This is a genomic window from Micromonospora sp. DSM 43699 (genome assembly GCF_055517075.1).
Genome location: NZ_JBTMMT010000050.1, coordinates 35,310 through 52,855 on the forward strand (window position 1 = coordinate 35,310; position 17,546 = coordinate 52,855).

The 17,546-nt window shown below is 71.8% G+C and carries 12 protein-coding genes; 10 read left to right on the forward strand and 2 right to left on the reverse strand.

The window, feature by feature from the left end:
- The first annotated feature begins 58 nt into the window (after positions 1-58).
- The 10 genes from AC0AIB_RS22110 (at position 59) to AC0AIB_RS22155 (ending at position 15,132) form a co-directional block, all read left to right on the forward strand.
- A complete protein-coding gene (locus AC0AIB_RS22110) occupies positions 59-295 on the forward strand; it encodes a DUF5988 family protein (RefSeq protein ID WP_465097401.1) in 237 nt (78 codons plus the stop codon).
- A gap of 148 nt (positions 296-443) precedes the next feature.
- Entirely contained in the window at positions 444-1,946 is a 1,503-nt protein-coding gene (locus tag AC0AIB_RS22115) for an acyltransferase domain-containing protein (protein ID WP_465097402.1), read from the forward strand.
- Positions 1,943-7,858, forward strand: a complete 5,916-nt coding sequence (locus AC0AIB_RS22120; protein WP_465097403.1) for an SDR family oxidoreductase — start codon at positions 1,943-1,945, stop codon at positions 7,856-7,858. Before AC0AIB_RS22115 ends, AC0AIB_RS22120 begins: the two co-directional genes overlap by 4 nt.
- Positions 7,859-7,875: 17 nt before the next feature.
- Entirely contained in the window at positions 7,876-8,895 is a 1,020-nt protein-coding gene (locus tag AC0AIB_RS22125; RefSeq protein WP_328348313.1) for a 3-oxoacyl-[acyl-carrier-protein] synthase III C-terminal domain-containing protein, read from the forward strand.
- A gap of 3 nt (positions 8,896-8,898) precedes the next feature.
- Positions 8,899-10,350, forward strand: coding sequence for a cytochrome P450 (locus tag AC0AIB_RS22130; RefSeq protein ID WP_328348312.1), 1,452 nt, complete (start codon positions 8,899-8,901; stop codon positions 10,348-10,350).
- 10 nt (positions 10,351-10,360) lie between these two features.
- Positions 10,361-11,569 (forward strand): Rieske 2Fe-2S domain-containing protein, encoded by a 1,209-nt coding sequence (locus tag AC0AIB_RS22135; protein ID WP_328348310.1) that lies wholly within the window; start codon positions 10,361-10,363, stop codon positions 11,567-11,569.
- Between the two features lie 61 nt (positions 11,570-11,630).
- Entirely contained in the window at positions 11,631-12,521 is an 891-nt protein-coding gene (locus AC0AIB_RS22140; protein WP_465097404.1) for a 3-hydroxyacyl-CoA dehydrogenase family protein, read from the forward strand.
- Positions 12,521-12,823, forward strand: a complete 303-nt coding sequence (locus AC0AIB_RS22145) for an acyl carrier protein (RefSeq protein ID WP_328348306.1) — start codon at positions 12,521-12,523, stop codon at positions 12,821-12,823. Before AC0AIB_RS22140 ends, AC0AIB_RS22145 begins: the two co-directional genes overlap by 1 nt.
- Positions 12,816-13,949, forward strand: a complete 1,134-nt coding sequence (locus tag AC0AIB_RS22150) for an acyl-CoA dehydrogenase family protein (protein ID WP_465097405.1) — start codon at positions 12,816-12,818, stop codon at positions 13,947-13,949. Before AC0AIB_RS22145 ends, AC0AIB_RS22150 begins: the two co-directional genes overlap by 8 nt.
- A 73-nt stretch (positions 13,950-14,022) precedes the next feature.
- Positions 14,023-15,132, forward strand: a complete 1,110-nt coding sequence (locus AC0AIB_RS22155) for an HAD-IIIC family phosphatase (protein WP_465097406.1) — start codon at positions 14,023-14,025, stop codon at positions 15,130-15,132.
- A 43-nt stretch (positions 15,133-15,175) separates the two neighbouring features.
- Here the strand turns inward: AC0AIB_RS22155 and AC0AIB_RS22160 are convergent, their stop codons facing one another.
- Positions 15,176-15,844, reverse strand: a complete 669-nt coding sequence (locus AC0AIB_RS22160) for an O-methyltransferase (protein WP_328348301.1) — start codon at positions 15,842-15,844, stop codon at positions 15,176-15,178.
- Between the two features lie 707 nt (positions 15,845-16,551).
- The gene (locus tag AC0AIB_RS22165; RefSeq protein ID WP_465097407.1) at positions 16,552-17,235 is read right to left on the reverse strand and encodes a helix-turn-helix domain-containing protein; all 684 of its coding nucleotides are present in this window, start codon (positions 17,233-17,235) and stop codon (positions 16,552-16,554) included.
- Positions 17,236-17,546: the final 311 nt, after the last annotated feature.

Sequence of the window (17,546 nt, forward strand, 5' to 3'; positions counted from 1 at the left end):
CGGTTTTGTGGGTCAACTGACGCATGTCTCGTTCGTCATCCCGGGGGAGGCTATCCGCATGACCGTGTCCCCCCAGCCGGACGACACCACAACCCCCCGCACCACCGTTGTGATCGCACTCGAAGGCGGCCCGGCGAGCCTTCCGCCCGAGCTTCGCAGTCAACGGATCTCGCCGGACGCACCGAAGGTGAAGGTCCCGCACCACGGTGGCTACGAGCACTTCGAACGCCCCGACGACGGCGACGGTGAGCCGCTCGTCTTCCGCTGGGCGTACCGGTCGCGGATCGCGGAATAGCCGGCCGGGAACCTGCCCCGGCCGGGCGGTCCGGGCCGGGGTGACCGCAGGGTCCATCCGGACCCGCAGGCCGCACGTCGTCGATTGTCCCTGCGCCGGCACGGCGCGCCAGAGCCCGTTCACCGGGACGGAAACGAGGGTGACGCACATGGTGGATTCTGTCTTCGTCATGCCCGGCACAGTGGCTGCTCCCCGTACGGGCATCCTGCGTGACCTGCACAGCCGCTACGAGACGGTACGTGAGGCACTGACCCGCATCGACAAGGCGGCCCGGGAGTTGGGGTTGCCCGACATCAGCACCCGTCTGATCGAGGATGTGGCAGGTGGGCGCCCCTACAGCCCCGAGGTGCAGTACCTGGAGATCTTCGCGGTCAGCCTCTCCACGTACCACCTGCTCGTCGCCGAGGGCGTCGAACCGGTGGCGATCGTGGGACAGAGCATCGGGGAACTCTGGGCCCTGGCCGCCGCCGGGCACGTGTCGGTGGGCGACGCCGCGCGCCTGGCGGTGGCCCGGTCCCGGGCACTGACCCGGCAGGCGTGGCCGGGCACGATGCTCGCCGTCGGGGTGGACGGCCGCCGCGCGGGGTCACTCGCCGGGCTGATCGGCCACCCGCACCTGGTGCTGGCCTGCGAGAACACACCCCGGCAGAGTGTCCTGAGCGGTCCGCGACGGCAGATCGACGAGGCGGAGCGGGTGGCCGAGGCACTCGGCTGGTCGAGTGTCCGCCTCGACGTTCCGCACCCCACCCACACCCCGGCGGTCGCGCAGGCCGCCCGGGACCTGCTGGCCACCGCCCCCCGGGTGTCCTACGGCGGCGGACGGTGGCGGGTGTCCTCACCGTGGCTGGGCCGGGACATCGGCGACGAGGACCCGGTCGAGCTGGTGGCCGGCGCGCTCACCGCCCAGGTCCGGATGCTGCACACGGTGCGTGCCCTGCACGCCGCCGGCGCGGACACGTTCATCGAATGCGGGGAGTGGCCGGTCGTCACCCGGTTCGTCGAGGCGTCGGTCCCGGGCATCCAGTCGGTCGTTCCGCTGAGCGAACACGACCCGGTCGCGGCGGTCCGGGCGCTGGTCGCCGGCCGCACCGAAACGGTGTCACCGCAGGTACGGACGCCGGCGTCGCCACCTGTCCCGGTTCGACCGGCTCCCACCCTCGTGCTGCCGCCACCCGTGGCGACCACACCCGCCGCGGCGGTCCCGGCGGTCCCGACCGTCCCGGCGGCTGCGGTCCCGGCTGCCCCAAGCGCCCCGGAGGTCCTGCCCGCCCCAATCGCCCCGACGCCGCCTGTCCTGTCCGTCCTGGCGCCGCCGACCCCGCAGGCACCGGTGACGCCGGCCTCCCCGGCCACCGTGGACCACTTGTCGTCCGCGTCGGACGCCGACGGGCAGTACGCGGTGGTGCTGACCGAGATCCGGGCCCTGTACGGCGACTACCTAGGCTATCCGCCGGAGCTGCTCGGCGACGACGACGGCCTGGAATCCGACCTGGGCGTGGAGTCACTCAAGCAGGTCGCCCTCCTCGGCCGGGTCGCCGACCGGTACGGCCTGCCGGACCTGCGGGCCAACACCTCCCTGCTGACCGTCGGCACCCTGGGGCGGATCGCGCAAGCCGTCGTCCAGGCCCGGGGGGAGGCGACCGCCCGATGACCGACACGCCAAGCCTGCACGGTCGGATCGCGTTGGTGACCGGCGCGGCCAAGAGCCTCGGCGCGGACATCGTCCGTCGACTGGCCACCTGCGGCGCACACGTCGTCGTCAACTACTTCCACTCCGTCGAGCAGGCCGAACTGCTGCGCACCGAGCTGGCGGAGGCCGGCCTCAGCGCGGAGTTCATCCGGGCCTCGGTGGCCAAACGCACCGAGATCGACCGGATGTTCGGCCTGGTCCGGCAGCGGCACGGCGGCCTCGACTTCCTCGTCAACAACGCGGCCGGCGGCGCGTTCCTGCCCCTGTTCGACGTCGACGACACGTACTGGCAGCGGGCCTGGTCCACCAACGTCATGGGGGCGTACCACTGCTCCCGCCGGGCGGCCGAGCTGATGGTGGGCCGCCCGGGAGCAGCCATCCTCTGTCTGTCCAGCGTCGGCGCCCACCAGCCGGTCCCCGGGTACGGCCCCGGCGGCGTCACCAAGGCCGCCCTGGAGTCCCTGGTCCGGTACCTGGCGCTGGAACTGGCCGACCAGGACATCCGGGTCAACACCGTGCTGCTGGGCTCCGTGGCCAGCGAAATCGTCGTCAACCTCGACGACCCGGCCGCCGCGCTCGGAGACTCGCCGCGCACCAGCGACCTGATGCGCCGCACCATCTCCACCCCCGAAGCGGCCCGGCTGCTCGTCCACCTCCTGCACCCGGACACCGGATTCATCACCGGGCAGACCCTCGTCGCCGACGGCGGCATCAGCATCGGCGGAATGCAGAGTCTGCGACTGCACAGCAAACTCGCCGCGCAGGTCGGTGTGCCCACCCGAACCCCACCGGTCCGCCCCACCGCAGCAGCCAGGGCACCCGAGGCGCACCCCTCGACCACCGAGGTCGTCGTCGTACCCGAACCGGCCCCCGCCGCCGCGACACCACGCCCGGTGCGCGACCCGCAGCCGCGCCGACCGGAGACCGGCCCCGCCGAGCAGGACCCGGATGCCATCGCGGTGGTCGGCCTCGGGGTGGTCCTGCCCGGCGCCAACAACCCCGCCGAACTCTACGACCGGCTCCGGGAGGGCGTCCTGCTGGCCAGCGAGCCGTCCGCGTTCGACCTGCGGCACTTCTGGTCGGCCAGCGCGGCGGAGACCGACAGCTTCTACATCCGGGAAGCCGGCTACGTGCAGGGGTTCGTCCCCGACCCCGCCTCGATCACCGAACCCGACGGGTTCCTGGGACACCCCGGCTGGCCACGCACCACCCGGTGGCTGCGGCACTGCACCGTCCAGGCCCTGGCCGGAGTGCGCCGCCGGCCCGGCGACCGGTGGCTGGCGGCGGCCACCGGCATCCACGACCAGACCGGGCTCGGCACCCAGGGCGTCGTCCTCGGCGACGAGTACCAACGCCTGGTCCGCGACGCCATCCAGAGCAGCGGCGGCGACGACTGGCTGGCCGAACTCGCCGACCACGCCATCAGCGCCCACTACGGCGGCGACGGCGGCAACCCGCTGGCCTACCTGCCCGCCTCGGTCTCCCGCAACGCGCTACGCGGGCTGATCCCGGGCGACGCCCAACACCTGACCCTCGACGCGGCCTGCGCCACCGGCCTGTTCTGTCTCGACGCCGCCGTCAAGGCCCTCCGCGAGGGAAGCTGCGACGTGGCACTGGTCGGCGGCACGTCGGTGATCGAACCGATCGGCTTCACGCTGTTCTGCCGGGCCCAGGGAATCACCGTCAGCGGCCGGATCCGCCCCTTCGACCAGGCGGCCGACGGGACACTGATCGGTGAGGGCGCCGTCATGCTCGCGCTGAAACCGTACGCCCGCGCGGTGGCCGACGGGGACCACATCCACGGCGTCGTCCTCGGCACCGGACTGGCCGCCGACGGCCGCGGCAAGGGCATCCACGCCCCGGCCACCCGGGGACAGGAACTGGCGATCGGCCGGGCCTGGGCCGACGCCGGCGTCGACGCCTCCGACGTGGACTGGGTGGTGGCCCACGGCACCGGCACCCCCGTCGGTGACGAGGTGGAACTACGTTCCCTGTTGTCACGACTGGGCGAGCGGGACCGGCCGTGCCTGCTGACGTCGAACAAACAGGTCTTCGGCCACACCGGTGTCCTGGCCGGGCTGGTGTCGGTGGCGCACGCACTGGTCGCCCTCGCCCACCGCACGATTCCCGGCCACACCGTGGTCACCGATCCCCACCCGCTGCTGGGCGACGGCACCCGACTGACGGTGCCGGTCACCGATGCGCCCTGGCCGGTCGACGAGGCCCGCCCCCGGATGGTCGGGGTGTCCTCGTTCGGCCTCGGGGGAGCCGACGCCCACGTGGTGCTCGCCGACCGGGTGCCGTCGACCCGACCCGCGCCCCGACCGTCGGTGCCCGACCGCACCCCGGACACCGAGGACCTGGTCGTGGTGGGCTGGAGCACCCACCTGCCCGGCCTGGACCGCGACCGGGTGCCCGGCTGGCTCGTCGGCGACGGCCCGGCCCCGCAGCTCAGCTTCGGCAGCCCGTACCCGCTGCCGTCCCCCCTCGACGTGCGGATCCCGCCCCGGACGATGCGGCACATGGACCCCGCCCACCTGATGATGCTCCAAGCCCTCGGGCCGCTCCTGGCCGACCTGGGTGAGCCGGGAACCGCACTGCGACCCACCACCGCGATCCTGGTGGGGGCGAGCCTGCCGACCACGCACAACGCCCGCGCCGCCCTACGGGTGCACGCGCAGGAGTGCGCCTCGACGTTCGACCTGCTACCCGACCCCGGGCAGGCCCAGACACTGCGGGAATACCTCGCCAAGGCGCTCGCCGACGCCGGCGACGTCATACCCGACGAGCTCAACGAGGACGACTTCACCGGTGCCGTCTCCTGCATCCTGTCCGGCCGGGCCGCCAACTACTACGACTTGCGGGGCTTCGGCACCAGCGTCTACGCCCACCGCGACTCCACCCACAGCGCCCTCGATCTGGCCCTGCGCCAACTCCGCCACCGGGCCTGCGACCTGGCCCTCGTCGGCGCGGTGAGCCTCCGACCGATCAGCGGATGGGACCGGCACCTGGACACCCTCGTACCGGCGGGTCGATCGGTCGCCGAGGGCGCCGCCGTCGTCGCCGTCGCCCGCCGCTCCACCGCCCAGGAGTACGGCCTGCCCATCCTGGGTACGCTCGCCACCGCACCCGAGGGCACCGCCGACGACCCGGCACACACCCTGCCGGCACCGGCCGGCACCGACCGCACCTACCTGGCCCTGGACGCCCTGCTGGCGGTGCTCCGGGCCGTCGTCACCGGCACCGACACCGTCGTGTCACCGGCCGCCCCCGGATCACCGTCGATCCGGTTCACCGGGCCGACCGGCTCCGGCCCCGACCCGGGCGGGGCCGTCCCGGAACCGGCCGAACAGCCGATCGGCCGCCGGCAGACCCTTCAGCTGCGTCCGCTGACCCCACCGGACCCGGACGGGCCGGCGATCCCGGCCGGGAGCATCGTGCTCACCGACGCCGCGGACCTCGCCGCTGCGGTCACCGGACCGGACATCGCCGTCTGGTCACCGCGGCCGGGAGTCGACGCCGCCACCCACGTACCGCCCGACGCCGCCGCCGACGCGCTGGCCGACCTGCCGTTCGTTCCACGCCACATCCGGATCCTCACCCGGCTGGAAACCCCCGACGGCGGTGCCGACGACATCGAGGCCGCCCGGTTGGAGGACCTCCAGGACCTGGCGTTCACCACCATCCAGGCCGCGCTGCCCGCGCTGCGGGCCGGCGGGTCGCTCGCCGCGCTGCTGCTCGCCGCCCTACCGCAGGGAACGACCCACCCGCTCGCCGGCCTGTTCAGCGGACTCGTCCGCTCGGTACGGGCCGAGGTCCCGCAGTGCAGCGGGAACACCCTGATCACCGACGCGTCGCAAGCCCCGACCGCGCTGGCACAGCTGGCCCGGGCGGCGACCGCCCGGGTGCCCACGCACACCCTGGCCTGCCACGGACAGACCTGGTCCGAGCTGGCCGTCGCCGACGACGAAGCCCGACCGCACCGCACGGCAGAACCCACCCTGCCACCGGGCGCGATCGTGGTCGCCTTCGGTGGCGCCCGCGGCATCACCCCCGAACTCCTCGATGCCGTGGCCCGCACCACCGACCGCCCCCACCTGTACCTCGTCGGCCGTACCCCGCTACCCGAGACCGACGACGAACTGCCACCCCAGGCCGAGTTCATCGCCGCCGGACGCCGGGAACACCCCGACGCGTCGGTGCGGGATCTCAAGACCGCCTACGAACGTGCCCAGGCCCGCCTGGAGGTACGCCGGACCGTGCACCGGCTCGCCGAACTGTGCGGGCCGGACCGGGTCCACCACCGGGTGTGCGACGTTCTGGACGCGGACCGCACCAGGGCGGTCCTCGACGAGGTCATGGACCGGCACGGGCGCATCGACCTGCTCATCAACACCGTCCTCGACCTGCGCTCCCGGGCACTGCACGCGAAGACCCTGGCCGACTTCCGGGCGGTACGGGCCACCAAAGCCACCGGCTACCGCAACCTCAAACGCGCCCTGGCCGGCCGGCCGCCCCGGACCTGGTGCAACTTCAGCACCCTGGCCACCCTCGCCCCCGCCCCCGGAGACGTCGACTACTGCGCCGTCAACGAATACCTGGCGTACGCGAGCGCCTGGGCCGACCGGCACGCACCCGAGGGACACCGCGAACTCGCCATCCTCTGGAGCGGCTGGCGGGAAGTCGGCGTCGCCAGCAGCGCCGCCATGCAGGAAACCCTGCGCCGCAACCGGATGGACGCCTACATCAGCAGCAGGCAGGGTGCCGCCCAGTTCCTCGACGCGGTGACCCGGCCCGGCAGCGGGGCGGCGGTCTTCTACATCCGGGAGGAGGAACGCGTACTGCTGGGACAGCGGGGAATCAGCACCGACACCACCAGCGGCCGGCTGCCACTGCCCGTACCCGACGCACCACCACCCACCCCACCGGATCCGTCCCTGGCCACGCCGCTGCTCGACGGCGTGCTGCTGCGCGGCCGCCGCTGGGCGGTGTTCACCAAGACCTGGGAACCACACACCCTCGCGGAGCAGGACGGCCGATGGATGCGCCACCACCGGGTCAACGGGGAGTACGTCCTCCCCGGCACCTTCGCCCTCGAGGCCGCCGCCGGCGCAGCCGGACACCTCTGCCCCGACCTCGTCGTCACCGGATTCCGTGACCTGGTCTGCCGGACGTCGGTGACGGTCAGGTCCGCCGGACCACCCCGCACCATCACGGTGCAGGCCCGACTCACCGACCGGTCCCCGGACCGGGCCGTGGTGACGGTCCGGATCACCACCAACCGGGTCGGCCGCAACGGCAAGGTCCTGCGCTTCGACGACCTGCTCTGCGAGACGACAGTCGTGCTGGCCGACCGGCACCCCGCACTGCCCGCGCCGACCGACCAGGTGGCGCACCGACCCGAACCGGACTTCACCATGCCGGTCTACTCCGCCGACCTGCCGATCACCCTCAGCGGCCCGTTCGCCGGCACCAGCGGGTACGCCCGGGGACCGGACGGCACGAGCGCCACGTTCCGCCTGGACCACGAGGCGTGGAGCCCGGCCCTGGCCGGGATGACCGTACCGGCGATCCTGCTGGACGCGATGGTGCACCTGCTGCTCCTGCCGCCACACGGCGACCGGCCACCCCTGGTCGGCCCGATGGCCGGCATCGAGGCGGTGGACCTCGGTGGACCGGGCAACGACTGCCAGCTCAGCGCCGCGCATCCGACGATCCGGCTGCACTGCCGGTTCGCCGACGGCGCGTTGACCGCGTCGACCACGGACGGCCACGTCCTGGCCCGGATCACCGGGGTCAGCGCGCACGCCACCGACCACAGCGGGAGGTTGATCCGGCCGCACGCCGACATCCCCCAGCCGGCCCTTCCCTGACAGCCGAGGAGACAGCGGTGTTGTGGCACGACATCACGATCGCCGGAACCGGTTCCTGGATACCCCCGATCCGACCTGAGCAGGACCCGTGGGGCGGCACCCAGGCCGGTCCGTCGTCCATGGCGGCGGCCAACGGGTTCACCTCGGCGGCGGTCTCGACCGGGGAGACCGCGACCCAGATGGCGGCCCGGGCCGCCCTGCTGGCACTGCGCCACGCCGAGGTCCCCAGCGCCGACGTGAGCCTGTTGGCCCACGCCACCTTCCAGGACGAGGACCACTACACGCCCGCGCCGTACCTGCTGCGGGTCCTCGGAGCCACCCGTACCACCGGCATCGAGATCGGCGCGGCCAGTGACGGCGGCGCGGCCGCCCTGGTCACCGCAGCCGAACACCTCACCGCCCAACCCACCGCCCCGGCGGCCCTGGTCACCGCCGGAGCCCGCTTCCCCCACCAGCGGTGGGGCCACGTCCGCGACATCGGCTACGTCGCCGGTGACGCCGGCGCCGCCGCGGTGCTCACCCGGGGCACCGGTTTCGCCCGGCTGCTGGCCACCGCCCAAGCCACCGAACCGGAGCTGGAGGTGCTGACCCGCGCCGGTGAGCAGGGCACCGCCGCCGGCGACGGCCGACGGTTCCTCGCCGAACAGACCGGACTCCTGCCGCACATCGGGACACTTCAACGCCGCACCCGGCACTGTGTCGACACCGTCCTCGGCGAGACCGGCCTGGCAGCGGCGGACATCTCGCACGTGGTGGCCATCGCGATCGGGTCAGCCGTGCTCGACCTGGTGCTCTCCGGACCCCCGCTGCACCGCCGCGCCACCGACAGCAGTTGGACCTTCGGCCGCCACCTCGGCCACGCCGGCCCCTGCGACGTGCTGCTCGCCCTGGACCGGATGTTCCGCACCGGCGCACTGCGGGTCGGGGACCACGTCCTCGTCGTGAGCTTCGGCCTCGGCTTCCGCTGGACCACCGCCCTGCTCGAGATCACCCGCCCACCGCCCGGTGCGACGACGCCAGACCGGAGAACGAGGTAACCCATGACCGAGACGACTACGACGACCACCGCGTCGATTCCCCTGGCACCAGGCGCACTGCCGCTCCTCGGACACGCGTTGCCCCTGTTGCGGGATCCGCTGGCCTTCATCCGCTCCCTGGCCGGCTACCCCAGGATGGTGCGGGTCCGGTTGGGCCCGACCTCCGCAGTGCTGATCTGCGACCCGACCCTGACCCGGCACATCTTCGTCAACGACCGGACCTTCGACAAGGGCGGCCCGATCTACGACCGGATCCGGGAGGTCATCGGCGACGGGCTGTCCACCTGCCCGTACCCGCTGCACCGGCGACAACGACGACTGTGCCAACCGTCGTTCCACCCACAGCGCCTACACGGGTACGCGGCGGTGTTCGGCCGGGCCTCCCATGCCACCGCCGGCTCCTGGCACGACGGTCAGGTGCTCGACGTCACCCGGGAGATGATGACGCTGACCACCCAGGCCACCATGGAGACGATGTTCAGCGGGTCCCTCCCCGCGGACACCCTCCGCCGGGCCCTGGCCGACACCAACACCGTGGTGAGCGCCTTCTTCCGCCGGATGATGACCCCGGCCCTGATGCGCCGGCTACCTACCCCCGCCAAGCGACGCTACGACCAGGCCCGGGCCCGGCTCTTCGCCACCATCACCGAGATCGTCGCCGCCCGCCGGGCCGACCCCACCGACCACGCCGACCTGCTCTCCGCACTGGTCGCGGCCGTCGACGTGGAAAGCCGTGACCACGAGCAGCGGCTCAGCGACGCCGAACTGGCCGACCAGGCCCTCACCTTCTTCCTCGGCGGCATGGAGACCACCGCCATCACCCTGGCCTGGGCACTGCACCTGGTGGCCACCCATCCGGAAATCCAACACGCACTGCAGGCCGAAACCGACACTGTCCTGGCAGGCGCGCTCCCCGGCCCCGAACACCTGCCCCGACTCGACCTGGCGACCCGGGTGGTCACCGAAACCCTCCGGCTCTACCCGCCGGCCTGGATGATGACCCGCACCGTCGCCCAGGAGGCCGAACTCGACGGGGTACGGCTACGACGCGGCGACACCCTCGTGCTCAGCCCGTACCTGATCCACCGGCGGCCCGACCTGTACGCCGACCCGGACCGCTTCGACCCGGACCGCTGGCGCGGCACCTCACCCGACCGGACGGGCTACGTCCCGTTCGGCGCCGGCGCACGCAAGTGCATCGGGGATCAGTTCGCGCTCACCGAGGCGATCCTGGCCCTGACCGCGGTGGCGGCCCGCTGGGAGTTGTCCCCTGTCGGCGAGGAACCCTTCCGACCCAAGGTGGAAACCAGCCTCAGCTCCCGCGGGCTGCGCCTGCGGCTGCGGTGTCGGACGGAGACCTCCGGGACCGACGCGCCGCCGGTCGCCACGTCGCAGCCACTACCCGTTCCGTCGACCCCCGGACCGGGCCCTGACGCCTGCCCGGTCGCCCACTAGGAGAACAACCATGAGGTCGCTGGTCAAACAGCTGCTCCGTAACCGTGAGATCCGCCGGCACACCGCCGCACCGGCCGACCGGCTCCACCCGCCCACGCGTCCCGACCCGAACGGGTGGTTCTGCGTGGCCTTCTCCGACGAGGTCCGCCCCGGGGCCATCACCACCCGCCCGTTCATGGGTGGCGAGGTGGTCGTCTACCGGACTCCCCGCGGGTTGCTGCGTGCGGTCCGCCCACGCTGCCCCCACCTCGGGGCGCACCTGGGCGTCGGTGGAACACTCGAAGGTGAGGAGATCGTCTGTCCCTTCCACCGGTTCGCCTTCGACCCCTCCGGGGCCTGCGTACGGACCGGGTACGACCTGCCGCCGCCCAAGGCGACCCTGACCCAGTTCCCGGTCTGCGAGGCCAACGGGTCGATCTACGTGTGGCGGCACGCGCTCGGCCTCGCACCGCAGTGGCAGGTGCCGATCTTCGGCATGGACGAGCGGCAACCCTTCAGCCACAACACCTTCGACATCGCCGGTCACCCGCAGGACGTCATCGAGAACGCCTTCGACTGGGGGCACCTCCCGGCCCTGCACGGGCTGCGGGACCTGGTCATCGAGGGGGCACCGGTGATGGGGGAGCCGATCAGCACGGTCACCGCGACCGCCCGGGGCACCGTCATGCGCCAGAGCCGCCAGTCCTACACCCTCACCGTGATCGGACTGGCCACCATCGCGGCCCGCACCCGGTTGCCCAACGGCGCGGGCGACCTCCACGTCATGCTGCACGCGACCCCGACCACCGCCGGTCGGATCCAACTGCGGTTCGGTACCAAGTTGGAGCTGGCCGGTCTGCCGTTCCTGCCCGAGCGGGCCGCCCGCGCGACGGCGATGCCCGTCGCCCGGCTGCTCGGCGCGATCGCCCAACGGGTGGCCTCGGTCGACACCGGCGCGGACCTGCTGATGTGGCACCACCAGGAGCACGTCGAACAGCCGAAGCTCGCCCGGGGAGACGGCCCGATCGGGCGGTACCGGCAGTGGGCGCGGCAGTTCTACACCGACCCCACCCCGTCCGGCGATCCCACCGACGCCGCCGCCACCGGGACGTCCATCACCAACGGTTCGCCGGCCGCCAACGGTGTGCCGGCTGTCAACGGATCGTCAGTTGTCAACGGTTGGCCGGTCGCCAACGGATCGTCCGTCGACGAACGGAAGGCCGGCCGTTCCGGGGTGTGACCGTGGCCACCGTGGCCTGTGAACCGTGTCGGTGCCGTCTCGGCAACGAAGGGAGACCCTCATGGCGGGGCAGAACACCACGCCGGGTGCCGCGCGACGACTGGCGGTGCTGGGCGCGGGAGTGATGGGGACGGGCATCGCCGCACTGGCGATCGGGCACGGGATCGCCGTGTCCATGATCGACGTGGACCGCCGTCGCCTGGCCGAGGCCACCGACCGGGTCGACCGGCAGGTCCGGACGGCCCGGCTGATGGGTGCCCTACCGGAGGGCACCCGACCCGGCCTGCTCGACGTCGGAGTGTCCCTCGCGGACGTCTCGACAGGGCGGACCGGCACCCTCACCGCGGTGGTCGAGGCGGTCACCGAGGACCCCAACGCCAAGGCGAAGGTGCTGGCGGACGTCTCCGCCCTGGTGGCACCAGGCACCCCGGTGGTGTCCAACACCTCCTCGATCCCCATCGGCGAACTGGCCCGGTCGGTGGCACGACCGGAAGACCTGATCGGCAGCCACTTCATGAACCCGCCCTACCTGATCCGGACCGTCGAGGTGATCCGCGGCCCACGTACCGGTCCGCACACCCTGGACGCGGTACGCGGGCTGCTCACCACCCTGGGCCGGGAATCGGTGGTGGTCGAGGACGCGCCGGGCTTCGTCACCAGCCGGATCCTGCACCCGATGATCAACAGTGCGGTCCGGGTGGTGGCCGCCGGCACGGCAAGCGTCGAGTCCGTCGACAAACTCCTGCAGGGATGTCTGGGACATCCGACCGGTCCGCTGCGCACCGCCGACCTGATCGGCCTGGACAACCTGGTCGACTCCCTGTGGGTGCTGCACGAACGCACCGGCGACGAGAACTGCCGCCCCTGTGAGCTGCTGCTGACCAAGGTCCGGGCCGGCCACCTCGGCCGCAAGAGCGGACGGGGTTTCTACCACTACGAGGGAGACCTGTGATGACTGTGCCATCCGACCAGGAGGTGTCGGACACCGGTGACCGGGTCGACACCGCCGCGCCGGAACTGGTGCGCTTCCTGACGGCGCTTACCGGGCGGACCTGGCCGCCGGACACGGACCTCTTCGCCACCGGTGGGCTGTCGTCCCTGTTCGCGATGGAGCTGGTGGTGCACCTGGAGCAGACGTACGGGGTCTCCGTGCGCGGCACCGACCTGCGGTTGGACAACTTCCGCACGGTGCGCCGGATGGTGGCCCTGGTCGACCGGCTCCGCAACAGCGAACCCGGCGACCACGGTGCCTGAGACCGTCGCCGCCACCGCGCCCACCGTCACGCCCGCCCAGGCCGCCACGCTCGCCGCCCGCCTGGTCGGCGACCGGGCGGGCGACTGGGACCGGGCGGGCCGGCTACCCGTGGACGTGGTGCGCGCACTCAACACCGCAGGCCTGCTCGCCCCCCAGATCCCGACCGGGTACGGCGGAGCGGGATGGAGCAGCCTGGACAGCGGCGAGTTCACCGCCCAGGTGGGCAGCCTGTGCAGCTCCCTGCGCAGCGTCATGACCTCCCAGGCAATGGCGGCCTGGACCATCGAACGGTTGGCCGACCGGGCCCAGGCCAGGTCGCTGCTGCCCCGCCTGGCCGCCACGGACACGGCCGCCGTGGCCTTCAGCGAACCGCAGGCGGGCAGTGATCTGTCGGCGATGACCACCACCGTCACCATGACCGGCGACACCCTGCGCCTCGACGGCCACAAGGTGTGGGTGACCGCCGCCGACCACGCCGACCTGCTCCTGGTCTTCGCCCGACTCGGCGACCAGGGAGCCGTGGTGGTGGTGCCCCGGGCCACCCCGGGGGTACGGGTGCACCGGCGGGCGGATCCCCTGGGATGCCGGGCGGCCGGACACGCCGACGTGTGGTTCGACGCGGTACGGCTGCCCACCAGCAGCCTGCTCGGTGCCGGCGGGCAGTCATTGTCCCTGCTGGTGACCACGGCGTTGAGCTACGGCCGGATGTCGGTCGCCTGGGGTTGCGTGGGGATCCTGCGGGCCTGTCTGACGGCGGCCGTCGCACACGCCGGTTCCCGCCAGCAGTTCGGCCGCCCGCTGGCCCAACACCAGCTCGTCGCCCGGCACCTGGCCGACCTGTGGGCCGCCGAGCAGGTGGCCACCCGGGTCTGTGAGCACGCCAGCCGCTGCTGGGACAACGGCTCACCCGAAGTGGTCACCGCCACCGTCCTGGCCAAGTACGTCAGCGCCGGGCACGCCACCCGGGCCGCCGCCGACGCGGTCCAGATCCTGGCGTCGGCCGGTGCGGTCGACGGGCACCCCGTCGCCCGGGCGTACCGCGACGCCAAGCTCATGGAGATCATCGAAGGCAGCACCGAGATGTGTCAGCTGATGCTGGCCGACCACGCGGTGAACCGCCGGTGACCCCACCGCCGCGCCGATCGCCCGCCCACTCATCCCATGCTGCCGACGAACGGCAGTCCACGAAGGAGTCGACGTGACCGACGAGGTCCCGACGGTCCCACCCGTGACCGTGAAGTGCCTGGTCTGGGATCTGGACGACACCCTCTGGCAGGGTGTCCTGCTGGAGGACGAACAGGTCGTGCTCCCCGACCCGATCCGGGCGGTGATCACCGGGCTGGACGCCCGGGGCATCCTCCAGTCGGTCTGCAGCCGCAACGACCACGAGCCGGCCTGGGCCCGGCTGTGCGCGCTCGGCGTCGCCGAGTACTTCGTGGCACCGCAGATCGGGTGGGGACGCAAGTCCGACGCGGTCCAGCGGATCGCCGACCGGCTGGGCTTCGCGCTCGGCACCGTCGCCTTCATCGACGACCAACCGGTCGAACGGGCCGAGGTCGCCTTCCACCTCCCGCAGGTACGCTGCTACGACGCCAGCGCGGCCACAGCCCTGTTGGACCGGCCGGAGTTCACTCCGACGTCGGTGACCGTGGACGCCCGGCGACGCCGGCAGATGTACCAGGCCGGTCAGCGGCGGGCCGACGAGCAGGCCCGGTTCACCGGCCCGGCGGAGGACTTCCTGCGTTCGCTGGAACTGGTGATGCGCATCCGGCGGGCCGACGCCGCAGACCTGTCGCGGGTCGAGGAGTTGACCCTGCGGACCAGCCAGATGAACGCGACCGGAGTGCACTACCCGGATCAGGCGTTGCGGGCCCTGCTGGCCGACCCCCGGTACGAGGTCCTGGTCACGACGTTGACCGACCGGTTCGGGCCGCACGGCGCGGTCGGTGTGCTGGTCCTGGAGAAACACCCCGGGGTGTGGCACCTGCGGCTGCTCGCCACCTCGTGCCGGGTGGTGTCCTTCGGCACCGGCACCGTCCTGCTGACCTGGCTGGTGGACCAGGCCGCTCGAGCTCGCGTGCACCTGATCGCCGACTTCCGGCCCAACGACCGGAACCGGATGATGGAGATCGCCTACCGGTTCGCCGGCTTCGACGAGGAGCCCTGCGCATGCCGGGACCGCATCGCCGTCGACAGCGACCGGGCCGTCCAGCGACTGCACCTGGCGGCACGCCGGCAACCGGCACCGTCGACGTTCCACCTGACCGCCCCCGACCTGGCCGGCCCGGCGACCGTCGGCGCGGGTTGACCGCCCGCACCCGGCCTCCACCGGCCGGACCGCGGTGTGGAGATCAGCCGGCCCGCCGCCGGGCCAACGTGATGCCGTCGGCCATTGGAAGCAGACACACATCCACCCGTTGGTCGTCGCGGATCATGGCGTTGACCCGCCGCACCCCGGCGGTGTCCGGATCACCGGCGGTCGGGTCGACCACCCGGCCGAAGAACAGCGTGTTGTCCACCACCACCAGACCGCCGGGGCGTACGAGTTGCACCGCGAATTCGTAGTACTGCGGATAGTTTGCTTTGTCGGCGTCGATGAAAACGAGATCGAAACTGCTGTCGGTGCCTTCGTCGAGCATTTTGTCAAGGGTCTCGACGGCCGCACCGATGCGTACCTCGATGCGGTCGGCGACCCCCGCGCGGTGCCAGTACTCGGCACCGATCTCCGGCCACCGCGCGCTGATGTCACAGGTCACCAGCCGGCCGTGCGGTGGCAGCGCCCGGGCCATGCACAGGGTGCTGTAGCCGGTGAAGGTGCCCACCTCCAGCACCCTCGTGGCCCCGACCAGGGACACCAGCAGCGCAAGGAGTTGTCCCTCCTCGGCCATCACCTGCAGGGACTGCCCGCCGGGAAGCTCGCCGGTGTGCGTGCGTAGCGCCCGAAGGACGTCGTCCTCTCTGAGCGAGAATTCCCGGACATAGGCCAGAAGCTCCGGGCCGACCCCGATCTGATTAGCCATGCCAGCAATTCTAGAGAGCGTTCGCCACCGTACTCAAGGTGTGGCACAAGCCATTTTTGCGGCTACGAGAATGCGGCGGGAAGCGGTGGTGCCGTCGCCGAGGGCGGGGCCGGTGGTGAATTTGCAGGTGCCAGCCAGCTCCGGCTGGAGCTGGCCACGGTGTCTCTGATCGAGATCAGTTCCAGCAACGTAGCTGTCGACCATGACGCGGTCATCCGACGTGTCGCCACGATGGGAAGGTCCGCCAGCGGTGCTGAGGTTGGCATGAACGCCACGGTGTCGTCTTTCCGACAACGACTCCGATGCGGATCGCGATACCGGACCCTCAGCGAGGCTGACCTCCTCTGTATTGGGCCTCTGTGCATCTTGCGCCGCAGGGGACAGTTTCGCGGCCCTGCGCCGTTGATCACCCACGACAACCTCTGCTGCCAGGGCGAGTAGTAGCCGACCGACGCGCCCAGCATCGCGAGCTGACCTATGCCGGCGGAGGCGTCGCCGGCGTAAAGCCGAAGCAGGAGCGGGTCGATGATCAACTCAGCCCCTTCTTCTCCGCCCTCGCCTGCCCGCACTGCGACCAGCCGTGGGCTGGCCAACCGGCAAAGTGGCACGGCTCGTCATCGGTCTCGGCGTTCGTCCGCTCAGGATGAGATGAAGGCAACGTCGGATGACGATCTCAAACGTCATCGGTCATTCGTTCTAGTGCCTCGTCACGCAGCCTTGAACGGCGCAGGGTCTTGAGGAAGGTCAGGGACTCGCGCCACCGTTTGCGGTCGCGGATGCGGTAGTGCAGGCGGCCGGTGGCCGGGTCCAGGGCGGCGATCATGTGTCGTACCCCTGGTCGCGGGTGTAAGTGGCACGAAGTCGCACCGGGTGTGCGACGGATCGCCAGGCCCGTCCTGGGCGGTTTTGAGGTTCAGCGGCCCGAACTCGTCGACGCAGAGCACCCTGCCATCGGCGGGTGGGAGGTCGTAGAGGTGGCGCATCTTCGTGGTGAAGCCGGGGTCGGTGCTGGCCTTCCACGTCTTGGTGGCCTGCCACGTCACCCCGCGTTCGTGCAGGACACGACGCACGGTCTCGACGCTGATCGTCGTGACGTAACCCGCGGCGACGAGGTAATCGCGCAGTTCGGCAAGCGACCAGCGGGAGAACGGTTGGCCGAGGAAGCGGGGGTCGCACCGGGCGGTGACGCAGATCCAGTCGCGGGTCTGCTCATCGATCCGTCTCGGTGCGCCCCCGCTCCATTTTGGGTCCAGGGCGTCGAACCCCCGCTCGTTGAACGCGTGCATCACGTCGCGGACGTCATCCACGCTGCTCGTGAGCAGGTGAGCGATGTCCGGGGCCGGCTGTCCCTGGGCGGACATCAGCACCACGATCGCCCGCCGCAGCTTCACCGGGTCCTTCGCCGTCCTGGTGATCCGCCGCAACCGCTGGCCCTCAGCCATCGACACCTGCCGGACGCACACTTCCGGCTTTCTGCCCACCGGCCACCACCTCCTACCACGAGTGCTGGGAGACAGCCTGTCCGATCCATCCCCAGAACCGACGCATTACCCGACCAACGTTCAAAGACGAGGCGCTAGTGTCCTGCGCCGGAAATTCGCCTGATAAGTGGGTAGGGTGGTGGGATGCCGAGAACCGGGCGTCCCACTGCGCCGCTGACGCTGACCGACGATGAGCGAGCGACGTTGACGCGGTGGTCACG

Coding starts and splice junctions, on each gene's coding strand:
- AC0AIB_RS22110 (WP_465097401.1), top strand. CDS start 59: ATGACCGTGTCCCCCCAGCCGGACGACACCACAACCCCCCGCACCACC.
- AC0AIB_RS22115 (WP_465097402.1), top strand. CDS start 444: ATGGTGGATTCTGTCTTCGTCATGCCCGGCACAGTGGCTGCTCCCCGT.
- AC0AIB_RS22120 (WP_465097403.1), top strand. CDS start 1,943: ATGACCGACACGCCAAGCCTGCACGGTCGGATCGCGTTGGTGACCGGC.
- AC0AIB_RS22130 (WP_328348312.1), top strand. CDS start 8,899: ATGACCGAGACGACTACGACGACCACCGCGTCGATTCCCCTGGCACCA.
- AC0AIB_RS22135 (WP_328348310.1), top strand. CDS start 10,361: ATGAGGTCGCTGGTCAAACAGCTGCTCCGTAACCGTGAGATCCGCCGG.
- AC0AIB_RS22140 (WP_465097404.1), top strand. CDS start 11,631: ATGGCGGGGCAGAACACCACGCCGGGTGCCGCGCGACGACTGGCGGTG.
- AC0AIB_RS22145 (WP_328348306.1), top strand. CDS start 12,521: ATGACTGTGCCATCCGACCAGGAGGTGTCGGACACCGGTGACCGGGTC.
- AC0AIB_RS22160 (WP_328348301.1), bottom strand. CDS start 15,844: ATGGCTAATCAGATCGGGGTCGGCCCGGAGCTTCTGGCCTATGTCCGG.